Source organism: Curvibacter fontanus (assembly GCF_054780335.1).
The window spans coordinates 59,365-72,716 of sequence record NZ_BAAGWN010000010.1 but is presented as its reverse complement, the minus strand read 5'-3'; the positions used below and the strand labels follow the sequence as shown (position 1 = coordinate 72,716).

Annotated in this window: 15 protein-coding genes; 12 read left to right on the top strand and 3 right to left on the bottom strand. The window is 66.0% G+C overall.

Features of this window, described 5'->3' with window-relative positions:
* Window positions 1-37: 37 nt before the first annotated feature.
* On the top strand, window positions 38-826 hold the full coding sequence (locus tag ACYVH8_RS05645) for an enoyl-CoA hydratase/isomerase family protein (RefSeq protein ID WP_460487906.1): 789 nt from the start codon (window positions 38-40) through the stop codon (window positions 824-826).
* A gap of 16 nt (window positions 827-842) precedes the next feature.
* Window positions 843-2,375 (top strand): malonate--CoA ligase, encoded by a 1,533-nt coding sequence (locus ACYVH8_RS05640; protein ID WP_460487905.1) that lies wholly within the window; start codon window positions 843-845, stop codon window positions 2,373-2,375.
* Here ACYVH8_RS05640 and ACYVH8_RS05635 read toward each other — a convergent pair.
* On the bottom strand, window positions 2,368-2,550 hold the full coding sequence (locus tag ACYVH8_RS05635) for a hypothetical protein (RefSeq protein ID WP_460487904.1): 183 nt from the start codon (window positions 2,548-2,550) through the stop codon (window positions 2,368-2,370). The two genes, ACYVH8_RS05640 and ACYVH8_RS05635, sit on opposite strands and share 8 nt — an antisense overlap.
* Window positions 2,551-2,736: 186 nt before the next feature.
* A complete protein-coding gene (locus ACYVH8_RS05630) occupies window positions 2,737-3,180 on the bottom strand; it encodes a universal stress protein (RefSeq protein ID WP_460487903.1) in 444 nt (147 codons plus the stop codon).
* A gap of 109 nt (window positions 3,181-3,289) precedes the next feature.
* On the opposite strand from ACYVH8_RS05630, the gene ACYVH8_RS05625 reads away from it, so the two are divergent.
* The 9 genes from ACYVH8_RS05625 (at window position 3,290) to ACYVH8_RS05585 (ending at window position 11,058) form a co-directional block, all read left to right on the top strand.
* On the top strand, window positions 3,290-5,650 hold the full coding sequence (locus tag ACYVH8_RS05625) for a heavy metal translocating P-type ATPase (protein ID WP_460487902.1): 2,361 nt from the start codon (window positions 3,290-3,292) through the stop codon (window positions 5,648-5,650).
* Window positions 5,650-5,787, top strand: coding sequence for a cbb3-type cytochrome oxidase assembly protein CcoS (ccoS, locus tag ACYVH8_RS05620; protein ID WP_460487901.1), 138 nt, complete (start codon window positions 5,650-5,652; stop codon window positions 5,785-5,787). The genes ACYVH8_RS05625 and ccoS overlap by 1 nt, the downstream gene beginning before the upstream one ends.
* A gap of 77 nt (window positions 5,788-5,864) precedes the next feature.
* On the top strand, window positions 5,865-7,301 hold the full coding sequence (ccoN, locus tag ACYVH8_RS05615) for a cytochrome-c oxidase, cbb3-type subunit I (protein WP_460487900.1): 1,437 nt from the start codon (window positions 5,865-5,867) through the stop codon (window positions 7,299-7,301).
* 13 nt (window positions 7,302-7,314) lie between these two features.
* Window positions 7,315-7,941, top strand: a complete 627-nt coding sequence (gene ccoO / locus ACYVH8_RS05610) for a cytochrome-c oxidase, cbb3-type subunit II (RefSeq protein WP_460487899.1) — start codon at window positions 7,315-7,317, stop codon at window positions 7,939-7,941.
* 18 nt (window positions 7,942-7,959) lie between these two features.
* A complete protein-coding gene (locus ACYVH8_RS05605; RefSeq protein ID WP_460487898.1) occupies window positions 7,960-8,097 on the top strand; it encodes a cbb3-type cytochrome oxidase subunit 3 in 138 nt (45 codons plus the stop codon).
* A gap of 15 nt (window positions 8,098-8,112) precedes the next feature.
* The gene (gene ccoP / locus ACYVH8_RS05600) at window positions 8,113-9,030 is read left to right on the top strand and encodes a cytochrome-c oxidase, cbb3-type subunit III (protein WP_460487897.1); all 918 of its coding nucleotides are present in this window, start codon (window positions 8,113-8,115) and stop codon (window positions 9,028-9,030) included.
* A 12-nt stretch (window positions 9,031-9,042) separates the two neighbouring features.
* Complete coding sequence (ccoG, locus tag ACYVH8_RS05595) at window positions 9,043-10,467, top strand: cytochrome c oxidase accessory protein CcoG (RefSeq protein WP_460487896.1); 1,425 nt, start codon at window positions 9,043-9,045, stop codon at window positions 10,465-10,467.
* Between the two features lie 33 nt (window positions 10,468-10,500).
* The gene (locus ACYVH8_RS05590) at window positions 10,501-10,761 is read left to right on the top strand and encodes a FixH family protein (RefSeq protein ID WP_460487895.1); all 261 of its coding nucleotides are present in this window, start codon (window positions 10,501-10,503) and stop codon (window positions 10,759-10,761) included.
* A gap of 27 nt (window positions 10,762-10,788) precedes the next feature.
* The gene (locus ACYVH8_RS05585; RefSeq protein ID WP_460487894.1) at window positions 10,789-11,058 is read left to right on the top strand and encodes a hypothetical protein; all 270 of its coding nucleotides are present in this window, start codon (window positions 10,789-10,791) and stop codon (window positions 11,056-11,058) included.
* A 34-nt stretch (window positions 11,059-11,092) separates the two neighbouring features.
* Here the strand turns inward: ACYVH8_RS05585 and fnr are convergent, their stop codons facing one another.
* Window positions 11,093-11,818, bottom strand: coding sequence for a fumarate/nitrate reduction transcriptional regulator Fnr (gene fnr / locus ACYVH8_RS05580; protein ID WP_460487988.1), 726 nt, complete (start codon window positions 11,816-11,818; stop codon window positions 11,093-11,095).
* Window positions 11,819-11,940: 122 nt separating this feature from the next.
* Here fnr and hemN point away from each other — a divergent pair, with 122 nt between their 5' ends.
* Window positions 11,941-13,338 (top strand): oxygen-independent coproporphyrinogen III oxidase, encoded by a 1,398-nt coding sequence (gene hemN / locus ACYVH8_RS05575; RefSeq protein WP_460487893.1) that lies wholly within the window; start codon window positions 11,941-11,943, stop codon window positions 13,336-13,338.
* Window positions 13,339-13,352 lie beyond the last annotated feature (14 nt).

Genomic DNA, 13,352 nt, shown 5'->3' with positions numbered 1-13,352 from the left:
CCGTCTGCCGGCAAGATCGATGCGGGTGCACTGAGCGATGAGCGGCGCCATCCGGACCGAAGGCCAGGACGCCCTGGCCTTCGTCACCCTGAGCCATCCGGGCAAATTCAACGCCATGTCCCGCGGGATGTGGCGTGAACTGCGCCGGGTGTTTGCCTCCTTCCAGGAGGATGCGTCCCTGCGCTGCGTGGTGCTGCGCGGGGAGGGCGGGCATTTCTGCGCGGGGGGGGACATCTCCGAATACGCCGACTTCCGTTTCAGTGAAACCGGCTTGCGCGACTTCCATGACAACGATGTCTGGGGCGGACTGCAAGCCGTGCTCGCGTGTGACGTCCCGGTGCTGGCGCAGATCGAAGGCAACTGCATGGGGGCCGGCGTCGAGATCGCCTGTTGCTGCGATCTTCGCGTTGCCACCGCTTCGGCGCGCTTCGGCGCCCCGATCGCCAGGCTCGGCTTTCCCATGGCCCCGCGCGAAGCCGCCCTGGTGTTGCGCGAGGCGGGGCCACTGACCGCACGCGAGATGCTGCTCGAGGCGGCCGTGCTGACAGCCGGGCAGATGCAGGCCCGTGGTTTCCTGCAGCGTGTCGTGCCCGACCGGCAGTTGGGGGATGAGGTCGCCCTGACGCTGCAACGCATCCAGGCGCTGGCCCCCCAGGCAGCGCGGTTGAACAAACAGGCCTTGCGTGCCTTGCAGTCGGGCGCCCCTGACGCACTGCAGGCCTTGCTGGCGCAGGCCTACGCCTATGCTGACAGCGCGGAGCACCGCGAAGGCATCGCCGCTTTCCTGGCCAAACGCCCGGCCGATTTTTCCATCCCGACTTCCTGAACCAGTGACACCCACCATGCCCCGTCCCAACGCCAACCTGTTTGCCGCGCTGCGCGCGGCCTTTCCCGCGAACCTCGACGCGGTCGCCATAGCGACCGACAACGGCCTGAACTACTCCTGGCGCGACCTGGAGCGCGCCACGGCCATGCTGGCCAATCTGCTGAAGTCCCTGGATCTGCCCGCAGGTTCGCGCATTGCGGTGCAGGTGGAGAAGTCGGTCGAGGCGATGATGCTGTATCTCGCCACGCTGCGCGCCGGTTATGTCTTCCTGCCGCTCAACACGGCCTACCAGAGCGCCGAGATCGAATACTTCATAGCCAACGCCGAGCCGGCCGTGGTGGTCTGCAGCGCCAGGAACTTCGGCTGGGTCAGCAAGCTGGCCTTCAAGGCCGGCACCCAGCACGTCTACACCCTGGACGACGACCGCAGGGGCTCCCTGCTGGACCGTGCCGCCCACTGCTCCGACCAGCACACGCCGGTGGAGCGCCAGGCCGATGACCTGGCCGCCATCCTCTACACCAGCGGCACCACGGGCCGCAGCAAGGGCGCCATGCTCACGCACGGCAATCTGCTGAGCAATGCGCGTGTGCTGAAAGACTGCTGGGGCTGGAGGCCGGGCGACGTGCTGATCCACGCGCTGCCCATCTTCCACGTGCACGGCCTCTTCGTGGCCCTGCATGGCGCGCTGCTCAACGGCAGCAAGATGATCTGGATGGCCAAATTCGATCCCAGGCAGGTGATCCAGAAGCTGCCCGAGGCCACGGTGTTCATGGGTGTGCCCACCCTGTACGTGCGCCTGCTGGCCGAGCCTGGCCTCACGCGCGAGACCGTGCGCAACATGCGTCTCTTCGTTGCCGGTTCGGCGCCACTGCTGATCGAGACCTTTCAGGCCTGGCAGCAGCGCACCGGCCACACCATCCTGGAGCGTTACGGCATGAGCGAGACCATCATGCTGACTTCCAATCCCTACGACCCCGCCAAGGGCGAACGCCGCGGCGGCACCGTGGGCTTCCCCCTGCCGGGTGTGAGCCTGCGTGTCTGCGACGAGGCGGGCCAGCCCCTGCCGGTAGGCGAGATCGGGGGCATCCAGGTGCAAGGACCGAATGTGTTCAAGGGCTACTGGCGCATGCCCGAGAAGACAAAAGAGGAGTTCACCGCCGACGGTTATTTCAAGACCGGCGACGTGGGCAAGTTCGACGCGCGCGGTTATGTGAGCATCGTGGGCCGCAGCAAGGACCTGATCATCAGCGGTGGCTACAACGTCTACCCGGCCGAGATCGAGGGCTACATCAACGAACTGTCCGGCGTGGCCGAAAGCGCTCTGGTGGGCGTGCCGCACCCTGATTTCGGCGAGGTGGGCGTGGCCGTGGTGGTGCGCAAGCCAGGGGCGGCGCTGGACGGCGAGCAGATCATCGCCGTGCTGAAGTCGAAACTTGCCAACTTCAAGATTCCGAAGAAGTGCTACGTGGTCGACGACCTGCCGCGCAACACCATGGGCAAGGTGCAGAAGAACCAGTTGCGGGACCAGTACAAGCAGCTGTTCAGCTGAAGCGCAGCTTAAATTGCACGCCAACTTCGCGTGTGGTGTTGACGGGCTCCTCGATCAGCGCGGCGGGTGCGCCGGCCAGGGCCTGGTGGGCCAGGTCGGAGGCGCCGATGCGCCACTCACGCACGAAGATCCCCACGGACCAGTCGTAGGTTTCGTAACTGATCTGCAGGCGCATTTGTCGCCGCGGCCTGAACTGCCGTAATTGATGTTGCCGTGGTTCTGGCGCGCATCGGCGCCCCAGAACCACGGCTGGGCCAGTGCCACCAGCGGCAGCAGGGTGCACAAGGGCAAAAGCCGGTGTCGTGTGCGCATGGATTCCCGTGGCGGCGTTCCACGGGAATTTAACAGTTTGCGTCGCAGCTCAGCGCAGCACCAGCACCGGAATATGCGAGTGCGTCAGCACCTGCTGGGTTTCGCTGCCCAGCAGCAGGCGCTTGAGGCCCTTGCGGCCGTGCGAAGCCATGACGATGAGATCGCATTTGTGCTTCTTGGCGGTGGCGATGATGGCCTCGCTGATGAGGTCCGACTTGGCGATCACGGCCTTGACCGTGAGCCCCCTGGCGGCGGATGACTTGGCGACGGCGTCCACGATGGCCTGGCCGTGCGCCGCCCATTGCTTTTCGATCCGGTTGATATCGCTCAGGGGCAGGGCCAGGCCGCCTTCGAAATAGCTTTGCGGGTAGCGGGGCACCACCTTGAGGGCAACCAGTTCGGCCCCGCTGAGCTTGGCCAGGGCGATGGCGCTGCTCACGGCCTTCTTGGACAGGGTGCTGCCATCGGTGGCGACGAGGATACGCTGGTACATACGGTTCTCCTTGGCTGTGTTGAACAGTTCCAGACTACGCCTGCGATTCTGCCAGGGTCTTGATCCATATCAAGTTGGAGGCGGGTTCTGCCCGGTAGGCTTGGTGTCCATGTCATCAGCGAGTCCTGCCGTTCCCGTGCAGCACATGCCGGGGCCGGGTTGCCTTGTGCCTGTGCCCGATCTGCCGGGGCCGTCGCGCGCCCAGGTGGCTGAACCGGCCGAAACCGGTCATCTGCTCGATGAGCCTGACGCCTGGTCCGCCTTCAGCCGTCCCTTGCAGCAGCCCGGCTGCTGGGAATCCCATCTCGTGATCAAAGGCATGCATTGCGCGGCCTGCGCACTGACCGTGGAGGAGGCGCTGCGCGGTGTGCCCGGGGTCAGCGAGGCCAGCGTCAGCGCGGGCAGCCGGCGCGCGCGGGTTCTCTGGCAAGCCGATCGGGTGCAACCTTCGGACTGGATGGAGGCCGTGCGCCGCGCCGGTTACCACGTCTTGCCGGCCAACGACGCCTTTGCCAGCGAGCGCCGCCGCAAGGAGACTCGTCAGGCCCTGTGGCGCTGGGCGGTGGCGGGTTTTTGCATGATGCAGGTCATGATGTATGCGTGGCCGGCCTATGTGGCCGAGCCGGGGGACCTGAGCGCCGAGATGGAACAGTTGCTGCGCTGGGCGTCCTGGGTGCTGACGCTGCCGGTGTTGCTGTTCTCCTGCGGGCCCTTCTTCACCGCGGCCCTGCGCGACGTGCTGCAGCGGCGCGTCAGCATGGACCTGCCCGTGGCCCTGGGCATGGGCATCACCTTCGTGGTCAGCACGATGGGCACCTTCGAGCCGCAGGGCATCTTCGGGCGCGAGGTGTACTTCGACTCGCTGACCATGTTCGTCTTTTTCCTGCTGACCGGGCGCTGGCTCGAGCAGCGCCTGCGCGAGCGCACCGCCGGCGCGCTCGACGCCCTCATGAACCGCCTGCCCGACAGCGTGCTGCGCCAGCGTGCCGACGGCGGGTTCGAGCGTGTGGCCGTGCGCCGCCTGCGCAGCGGTGACGTGCTGCGCGTGCTGCCGGGTGAGGCCTTTCCCGCCGACGGCGTGGTGATCGAAGGCGAGACCCTGGCCGACGAGGCCCTGCTGACCGGTGAATCGCGCCCGCTGCCCCGTGGTGTCGGCGCGGCTGTGATTGCCGGCAGCCACAACCTCAGCGCAGCCGTGGGGGTTCGCGTGGAGTGCACGGGCGCCGACACGCGTTTTGCCCAGATCGTGGCCCTGATGGAACAGACGGCCATCAGCCGTCCGCAACTGGCGCAACTCGCCGATCGCCTGGCCCGGCCCTTCCTGATCGGCGTGTTGCTGGCGGCTGGGGGCGCTGCGGTCTGGTGGTGGCCACAGGATCCTGGCCATGCACTGATGGTGGCCGTGGCTGTGCTGGTGGTGACCTGTCCCTGCGCGCTCTCCCTGGCCACGCCGGCCGCCATGCTGGCCGCGGCCGGCACGCTGGCGCGCCAGGGTGTGCTGGTGCGCCGCCTGGGCGCGCTGGAAGCGCTGGCCCGGGTGGATACGGTGGTGTTCGACAAGACCGGCACGCTGACGCGCGATGCCCTGGTGCTGCAGTCCGTGCGGATCCGGGAGGGCGAGGACCGCGCGCAGGTGCTGGCCATGGCCATGGCACTGGCGCAACAGTCGCTGCACCCGGTCTCGCGGGCCTTGCTGGCAGCCGGGCAGGGCGAGGGGGTGCAGGCCTGGCGGGCGCAGGAGGTGCGGGAAATGGCGGGCCAGGGCCTGAGGGGGATGGCGCGGCCGCCCGAGGGGCAGGGCGCCGTGAGCGCCTTGCGTCTGGGTTCGCAGACCCATTGCGGTGTGACCGTGAGCGTGCCCGACAGCCCGCATGCCGTTCTCGCTGATGCGCAAGGCTGGCTGGCCACCTTCGCATTCGGCGAGGATCTGCGTCCCGATGCCCGTGCCGCCGTGACGGCGCTGCAGGCCCGGGGCATCGCTGTCCCGCTCCTGTCCGGCGACGCAGCGTCCGCGGTGGCCAGCGTGGCCGCGCAGCTGGGCATCCGTGAGGCGCGTGGCGGCTGCACGCCGCAGGACAAGCTGGCTTTTCTCCAGGCCGCGCAGCGGCAGGGCCGCAAGGTCGCGGTGGTGGGGGATGGGCTGAACGATGGCCCGGTCCTGGCGGGCGCCCATGTCTCTTTTGCCTTCGGCCAGGCTGTGCCGCTGGCGCAGGCCCAGGCCGATTTCGTGGTCCTCGGGGATCGGCTGGCCAGCGTCAGCGATGCCATGCTGCTGGCGCAACGCACCCTGCGGATTGTTCGCCAGAACCTGGCCTGGGCCCTGGGCTACAACGCGGCCTGTGTACCGCTGGCCGTCGCCGGTTACTTGCCGGCCTGGCTGGCCGGCCTGGGCATGGCGGCCAGTTCGCTGCTGGTGGTGCTCAATGCCTTGCGCCTGGCCGGTGGCTGGCGCGGAAAGGAAACGATCTGATGGACATCCTGTATTTGCTGATTCCGCTTTCCGTGGCCCTGGTGTTTTTCATACTCGCCGGCCTGTGGTGGGCCATCGAGCGGGGCCAGTTCGAGGACATCGAGGCCGAAGGCGAACGGATCCTGCGGGATTCCTGATCGCTTTGATTTGCGTCAAACCGGAAACCGGCCCGAGGGCGGACACTTCATCCAGCTAAGCAAGAAAAGAGGTGCGCATGGCATTTGAAAACACACAGGCCACGGTCTACAACGACACGGTGGTCAGGCAGTTCGCCATCATGACCGTGGTCTGGGGCGTGGTCGGCATGCTGGTCGGCGTGATCATCGCCGCCCAGCTGACCTGGCCCGAGCTCAACTTCGGCATCTCCTGGCTGAGCTACGGGCGCCTGCGGCCGCTGCACACCAATGCGGTGATCTTCGCCTTCGGCGGCTGCGGCCTGTTCGCGGCGGCCTACTACGTGGTGCAGCGGACCTGCCAGGTGCGCCTGTTCGGCGAGAAGCTGGCGGCCTTCACCTTCTGGGGCTGGCAACTGGTCATCGTGCTGGCGGCCATCTCCCTGCCGCTGGGTTACACCCAAGGCAAGGAATACGCCGAGCTCGAGTGGCCCATCGACATCCTGATCACCGGGGTCTGGGTGTCGTTTGCCATCGTGTTCTTCGGCACGGTCGGCACACGCAAGGTCAGACACATCTATGTGGCGAACTGGTTCTTCGGCGCTTTCATCCTCGCCGTGGCCCTGCTGCACCTGGTCAACAGCGCGGCCATTCCTTCGGGCTGGTTCACGTCCTACTCGGCCTATGCGGGTGTGCAGGACGCCATGGTGCAGTGGTGGTACGGCCACAACGCCGTGGGCTTCTTCCTCACGGCCGGCTTCCTGGGCATGATGTACTACTTCATCCCCAAGCAGGCCGAGCGCCCGGTGTACAGCTACCGCCTGTCCATCGTGCACTTCTGGGCCCTGATCTTCACCTATATGTGGGCCGGCCCGCATCACCTGCACTACACCGCGCTGCCGGACTGGACCCAGTCGGTGGGCATGGTGTTCTCGCTGATCCTGCTGGCGCCGAGCTGGGGCGGCATGATCAACGGCATCATGACGCTCAGCGGGGCCTGGCACAAGCTGCGTGACGACCCCATCCTGCGTTTCCTCATCGTCTCGCTGTCCTTCTACGGCATGAGCACCTTCGAGGGGCCGATGATGTCGATCAAGACCGTCAATGCCCTGAGCCACTACACCGACTGGACCGTGGGCCACGTGCACTCGGGCGCCCTGGGTTGGGTCGGTCTGGTGACCATGGGTTCCATGTACTACCTGATCCCGCGCCTCTTCGGCCAGAAGCAGATGTACAGCGTGAAGGCCATCGAGATCCATTTCTGGACGGCCACCATCGGCATCGTGATCTATATCGCCGCCATGTGGATCGCCGGCGTGATGCAGGGCCTGATGTGGCGCGCCGTCAATCCCGACGGCACGCTGACCTACACCTTCGTCGAGTCGGTCAAGGCCACCTTCCCGTTCTATGTGCTGCGCCTGCTGGGCGGGGTGCTGTACCTCGGCGGCATGGTGCTCATGCTGTGGAACGTGATCAAGACCGCTACCGCCGGCCGCGCGGCCAGCGCCACCATCCCGGCCGCCGCCGCCCACGCCTGAGAAGGAATACACCATGGCTAACAACAACACATCCGGCGGCATCTCGCACGAGAGGATCGAGACCAACAACTTCCTGATGATCGTGCTCATCCTGCTGGTGCTGCTGGTCGGCGGGCTGGTCGAGATCGTTCCGCTCTTCTTCCAGAGGTCCACCACCGAGCCGATCAAGGGTGTGCAGCCTTACACGGCGATGCAACTGGCCGGGCGCGACATCTACGTGCGCGAGGGCTGCTACAACTGCCATTCGCAGATGATCCGCCCCTTCCGCGCCGAGACCCTGCGCTACGGCCACTACTCGGTGGCCGGCGAATCGGTCTACGACCACCCCTTCCAATGGGGCAGCAAGCGCACCGGACCGGACCTGGCCCGTGTGGGCGGGCGTTACAGCGACGAATGGCACCGCATCCACCTGAACAACCCGCGCGATCTGGTGCCCGAGTCCAATATGCCGGCTTACCCCTGGCTGCTCAAGGACACGGTGGATGCGGCCTCCCTGCCCACCCATATGAAGGCCTTGCGTGTGGTGGGCGTGCCCTATACCGACGAACAGATCGCCAAGGCCGGCGAAGAGGTCAAGGGCAAGACCGAGGTGGAGGCGCTGATCGCCTATCTGCAGGTCCTGGGTACGGCCCTCAAATAAGCGAAGGAGGAACACACCATGGACGTCAATACCCTGCGCTCCCTTGTCACCGTCGTGACCTTCGTCTGCTTCATCGGCATCGTCTGGTGGGCCTGGTCGGGCCGCAACCAGGCGGATTTCGAGCAGGCCGCCCGACTGCCTTTCGAACAGGACTGATCCCAAGGAAGCAACATGAGCGATTTCACAAGCAACTTCTGGTCGGTCTTCGTCACAGCGGTCACCCTCATCGGCATCATCGCCTGTCTGGTGCTGCTGTGGATCAGCGGCAAGGCCAAGGCCATGACCGCCAACGACAACACCACCGGTCACGTCTGGGACGGCGACCTGCGCGAGATGAACAACCCCCTGCCGCGCTGGTGGGTCTGGCTCTTCATCATCACCGTGGTCTTCAGCCTGGTCTACCTCTTCATGTACCCGGGCCTGGGCAGCAGCCCGGGCAAGCTGGGCTGGAGCCAGCAGGGCCAGTACCAGGCCGAGATGGCCAAGGGCGAGAGGGAAGTGGCCCCGCTGTACGCCCGCTTCAGCGCCATGAGCGTGCCGGACATGGCGCGTGACCCGCAGGCCATGGCCATCGGCGAACGGGTATTCATGAACAACTGCGCGCAGTGCCACGGCTCGGATGCCCGCGGCAGCAAGGGTTTCCCCAACCTGAGCGACGCCGACTGGTTGTACGGCGGCGCGCCCGAGCAGATCAAGGAGACCCTCACCAAGGGCCGCATCGGCAACATGCCGCCCATGGCCGCAGCCGTGGGCACGCCGGACGATGTGAAAAACGTGGCCCATTACGTGCTGAGCCTCTCGGGCAGCCCGCACGACACCTTGCGTGCCTCCCTGGGCAAGGCCAGGTTCGGCGCCTGTGCCGCCTGTCACGGCATGGACGGCAAGGGCAACACGGCCCTGGGCGCGCCCAATCTGACGGACGATACCTGGCTGCACGGTTATGGCGAGAACGCCATCATCGCCATGGTCAACAACGGCAAGGTCAACCAGATGCCGGCGCAGGAAGGCAAGCTCAGCGAGGCCCAGATCCATGTGCTCACCGCCTATGTCTGGAGCCGTTCCGGCGGGACCAGGCTGGCGGCCAGGTAAACGGACCTTCTTTTGAGTGATACACCAACGTCAGACCGCAAGGTCATTCCCATCGTCGTGGACGATGAGGTCATGGTCTCGCTCTACGAGGCGCAGAAGAAGATCTATCCGCGCAGCGTCACGGGCCTGTACGCCCGCTGGCGCTGGGTCTTCGTCTGGCTGACCCAGCTGGTGTTCTACGGTCTGCCCTGGCTCGAATGGGGCCAGCGCCAGGCCGTGCTGTTTGATCTGGGCGCGCGCCGCTTCTACATCTTCGGCCTGGTCCTGTACCCGCAGGACTTCATCTACCTCACGGGCCTGCTGGTCATCTCGGCGCTGCTGCTCTTCCTGTTCACGGCGGTGGCGGGGCGCCAGTGGTGCGGCTACGCCTGTCCGCAGACGGTCTATACCGAGATCTTCCTCTGGATCGAGCGCCGGATCGAAGGCGACCGCTCGGCGCGCATGCGCCTGGACCAGGGCCCCTGGAGCTTCAAGCGGCTCTTGCGCAAAGGCGGCAAGCACGGCGCCTGGGTCGGGCTCTCGCTGTGGACGGGCTACACCTTCGTCGGCTACTTCACGCCCATCCACGCGCTGGGCCTGGAGGTGCTGCAGGCGGGCATGGGTTCCTGGGAGGTCTTCTGGGTCCTCTTTTACGGCTTTGCCACCTACGGCAATGCCGGTTTTCTGCGTGAGCAGGTCTGCAAGTACATGTGCCCCTATGCCCGTTTCCAGAGCGCCATGTTCGACCGTGACACGCTGATCGTGAGCTACGACGAACGGCGTGGCGAACCGCGCGGCGCCCGCTCGCGCAAGGCCGACCCCGCGGCACTGGGTCTGGGCTCGTGCATAGACTGCACCCTGTGCGTGCAGGTCTGTCCCACGGGCATCGACATCCGCAAGGGCCTGCAGTACGAGTGCATCAGCTGCGCGGCCTGCATCGACGTCTGCGACGATGTCATGGACAAGATGAACTACCCGCGCGGGCTCATCCGCTACACCACGCAGAACGCATTGCAGAAGGGCTGGAGCCAGGCCCAGACCCGGCGGCACATGTTTCGTCCGCGCGTGCTGGTCTACAGCGCCCTCCTGGGCGCGGTCTGTGCGGCCATGCTGGTCAGTCTGGCCCTGCGCACGCCCTTCAAGGTCGACGTGGTGCGTGACCGCGGCGTGCTGGCGCGCATCGTGGCCGGCGGCATGATCGAGAACGTCTACCGCCTGCAGATCATGAACGCCACCGAGTTCGAGCAGAACTACCGCATCACGGTCAGTGGCCTGCCGGGCCTGGCCGTCGCCTCGGAGCCGCAGGTGAGCGTCGAGTCCACGCAGTCGCGCTGGGTGGCCGTGCGCCTGCAACTGCCCTACGAGGCCGCCGCCCCCGGCACCCATCCCATCCATTTCGGGATCACCACACACGGCGCGCAGCTGCGCGAGAAGTCGGTGTTCCTGGTTCCCCGTTAAGGAGCACATCCCATGAACGATCAAGGCCGCACGATGCCACCCCCCGCCCCCTGGTGGAAGTTCGGCCATGTCTGGCTGATCCTGGCCGGTCCGGCCCTGGTGGTAATTGCCGGTTTCGTCACCCTCTACATCGCGGTGCGCATGCCCGACCCGGTGGTCAGCGAGGACCATGACCGCAAGGGCATCGAGATCGACAAGACACTGGAGGCCGATGCGGCCAGCCTGGCGCCCGCCGTGCAGGCGCGCAACCATGCCGCCACCGGCGCTCCGCCACCGGCGCCCGACAAGCGCTGAACGACCAGGACAGGAGGAGACACAAGCATGAAGCTGAAGAAACTGATGTGGATTGCCTGGCCGGCCTTTCTGGTGGCCGGCCTGCTGGAAATGCTGGTTTTCGCCATGGTCGATCCGCAGGACCTGCACTGGTTCGGACAGCCGGCCGGACTCTCGCGTCAGGGCATCTACACGATCGCCTTTTTCGTCTTCTGGGGTGTCACCATGCTCTCCAGCGCCCTGACAACGCTGTTGGCCTTGTCGGCCTCCGAGCTCAACCAGCGCGAACCGTCGCAGGGCGATCGGCCCGGGGCCTGAACCGGGGGCGCCCCGCCGTCTCAGCCGCGCAGACTCAGTGGCACTCGCCGCCCTGGTGGTTGACCAGGCGGTTCAGGGCTTCGGTGTCGAGGATGCGCACATGGCGCTGCTTGACCTCGACCATGCCGTCCTCCACGAATTTCGAGAAAGTGCGGCTGACCGTCTCCAGCTTGAGCCCGAGGTAGCTGCCGATTTCCTCGCGTGTCATGCGCAGGATCAGCTCGGATTGCGAGAAGCCCCGGGCGTGCAGGCGTTGCACCAGGTTCAGCAGGAAAGCCGCCAGCCGCTCCTCGGCGCGCATGCTGCCCAGCAGCAGCATGACACCGTGCTCGCGCACGATCTCGCGGCTCATGATCTTGTGCACGTGGCGTTGCAGGCCGTTGATTTCGCGCGACAGGTCCTCGATGCGGTCGAAGGGCATGACACACACCTCGGCGTCTTCCAGGGCCACCGCGTCACAGCTGTGGTGGTCGCTGACGATGCCGTCCAGACCGATGATCTCGCCGGCCATCTGGAAGCCGGTCACCTGGTCACGACCATCTTCGGAGGCCACGCAGGTCTTGAAGAAGCCGGTGCGGATGGCGTAGAGCGAACTGAACTTGTCGCCGTTACGGAACAGGGCTTCACCGCGCTTGATCTTGCGGCGGTTGGCCACCATGAGGTCCAGGCGGTCGATTTCCTCGGCATTCAGGCCCAAGGGCATGCACAGTTCGCGCAGATTGCAGTTGGAGCAGGCTACTTTGATCGCTTGTGGATTCATGCCCTGTATTTTGACATCGGTCATCGAGGCCCTCCAGTGCAATGTTGCACCCGCAGCTGCTACCTTAGCAGCATTTGATGCATATCAAGGTGGGCATGGGGTGTTCCCGGCACAGTCCCAGCATGAATGCCGCTGCTGTCGAGCCCCTTTCCCCGGAACTTCTGCGTCGCCACGACGTGGCCGGGCCGCGCTACACCTCCTATCCGACGGCCGATCGTTTCGTCGAGGCTTTCGGCCCCGATGACTACCTGCGTGCCCTGCAGCAGCGCCGTTCGGGCGCGGCGGCCCTGGTCTTGCCGCTCTCCCTTTATGTGCATGTGCCTTTCTGCGAGTCGCTGTGTTATTACTGCGCCTGCAACAAGATCATCACCAGGCACCATGACCGCGCGGCCGAATACCTGCGCTACCTGGGGCGCGAGGTGGACCTGCACACCGCCCAGCTGGGCGTGGGCCAGACCGTCACGCAACTGCATCTGGGCGGCGGCACGCCGACCTTCCTGAGCGACGCCGAGCTGCGCGAGCTCATGGCCATGCTCAAGCGCAGCTTCACGCTGGCGCCGGGTGGTGAATACGCCATCGAAGTCGATCCGCGCACGGTCGATGCCAGCCGCCTGGACACCCTGGCCGAGCTCGGCTTCAACCGGCTGAGTTTCGGTGTGCAGGACTTCGACCCCGCCGTGCAGAAGGCCGTGCACCGTGTGCAGCCGGCCGAACGGGTCTTTGCCCTGGTGCAGGCCGCGCGCGAGCGCGCCTTCGAGTCCATCAATGTGGACCTGATCTACGGCCTGCCGCAGCAGACGCCCGAGTCCTTCGCGCGCACCCTGCAGCAGGTGGGCGAGCTGCGACCCGATCGCATCGCGCTCTATGCCTACGCCCACCTGCCCGAGCGCTTCAAGCCGCAGCGGCGCATCGCCAGCGCCGAACTGCCGGGCGCCGCCGCCAAGCTGGCCATGCTGTCCAATGCGCTGGCGCGCTTCCAGGAGGCGGGCTACGTCTACGTGGGCATGGACCACTTTGCGTTGCCCAACGATGCCTTGGCCGTGGCCAAGCGCCAGGGGCGCCTGCACCGCAACTTCCAGGGCTACAGCACCCAGCCCGACTGCGACCTGATCGGCCTGGGCGTGTCCTCCATCGGCCGCATCGGCGCCACCTGCAGCCAGAACGCCAAGACCCTGGAAGACTATTACGACGCCATCGACCACGGCCGTTTTGCCGTGGTGCGCGGCCTGGCGCTCTCGCGCGACGACCTGGTGCGGCGCGCCGTCATCATGGCCCTGATGTGCCAGGGCGAGCTGGTGTTTGAATCCATCGACCTGGCCTACCTGATCGACTTCAGGAGCTATTTCGCCCCCGAACTCGATGCCCTGCGCGAACTGGCCGAACAGGGCCTGGTGACGCTGGACGAGAGCAGCATCCAGGTTACCTCCATGGGCTGGTACTTCGTGCGCGCCGTGGCCATGGTGTTCGACCGCTACCTGCAGGCCGACCGCAACCGCGCCCGCTTCTCGAAAATCATCTAGACCCGCCTACACTC

Coding starts and splice junctions, on each gene's coding strand:
- ACYVH8_RS05645 (WP_460487906.1), top strand. CDS start 38: ATGAGCGGCGCCATCCGGACCGAAGGCCAGGACGCCCTGGCCTTCGTC.
- ACYVH8_RS05640 (WP_460487905.1), top strand. CDS start 843: ATGCCCCGTCCCAACGCCAACCTGTTTGCCGCGCTGCGCGCGGCCTTT.
- ACYVH8_RS05635 (WP_460487904.1), bottom strand. CDS start 2,550: ATGCGCCTGCAGATCAGTTACGAAACCTACGACTGGTCCGTGGGGATC.
- ACYVH8_RS05630 (WP_460487903.1), bottom strand. CDS start 3,180: ATGTACCAGCGTATCCTCGTCGCCACCGATGGCAGCACCCTGTCCAAG.
- ACYVH8_RS05625 (WP_460487902.1), top strand. CDS start 3,290: ATGTCATCAGCGAGTCCTGCCGTTCCCGTGCAGCACATGCCGGGGCCG.
- ccoS (WP_460487901.1), top strand. CDS start 5,650: ATGGACATCCTGTATTTGCTGATTCCGCTTTCCGTGGCCCTGGTGTTT.
- ccoN (WP_460487900.1), top strand. CDS start 5,865: ATGGCATTTGAAAACACACAGGCCACGGTCTACAACGACACGGTGGTC.
- ccoO (WP_460487899.1), top strand. CDS start 7,315: ATGGCTAACAACAACACATCCGGCGGCATCTCGCACGAGAGGATCGAG.
- ACYVH8_RS05605 (WP_460487898.1), top strand. CDS start 7,960: ATGGACGTCAATACCCTGCGCTCCCTTGTCACCGTCGTGACCTTCGTC.
- ccoP (WP_460487897.1), top strand. CDS start 8,113: ATGAGCGATTTCACAAGCAACTTCTGGTCGGTCTTCGTCACAGCGGTC.
- ACYVH8_RS05590 (WP_460487895.1), top strand. CDS start 10,501: ATGCCACCCCCCGCCCCCTGGTGGAAGTTCGGCCATGTCTGGCTGATC.
- ACYVH8_RS05585 (WP_460487894.1), top strand. CDS start 10,789: ATGAAGCTGAAGAAACTGATGTGGATTGCCTGGCCGGCCTTTCTGGTG.
- fnr (WP_460487988.1), bottom strand. CDS start 11,818: ATGAATCCACAAGCGATCAAAGTAGCCTGCTCCAACTGCAATCTGCGC.
- hemN (WP_460487893.1), top strand. CDS start 11,941: ATGAATGCCGCTGCTGTCGAGCCCCTTTCCCCGGAACTTCTGCGTCGC.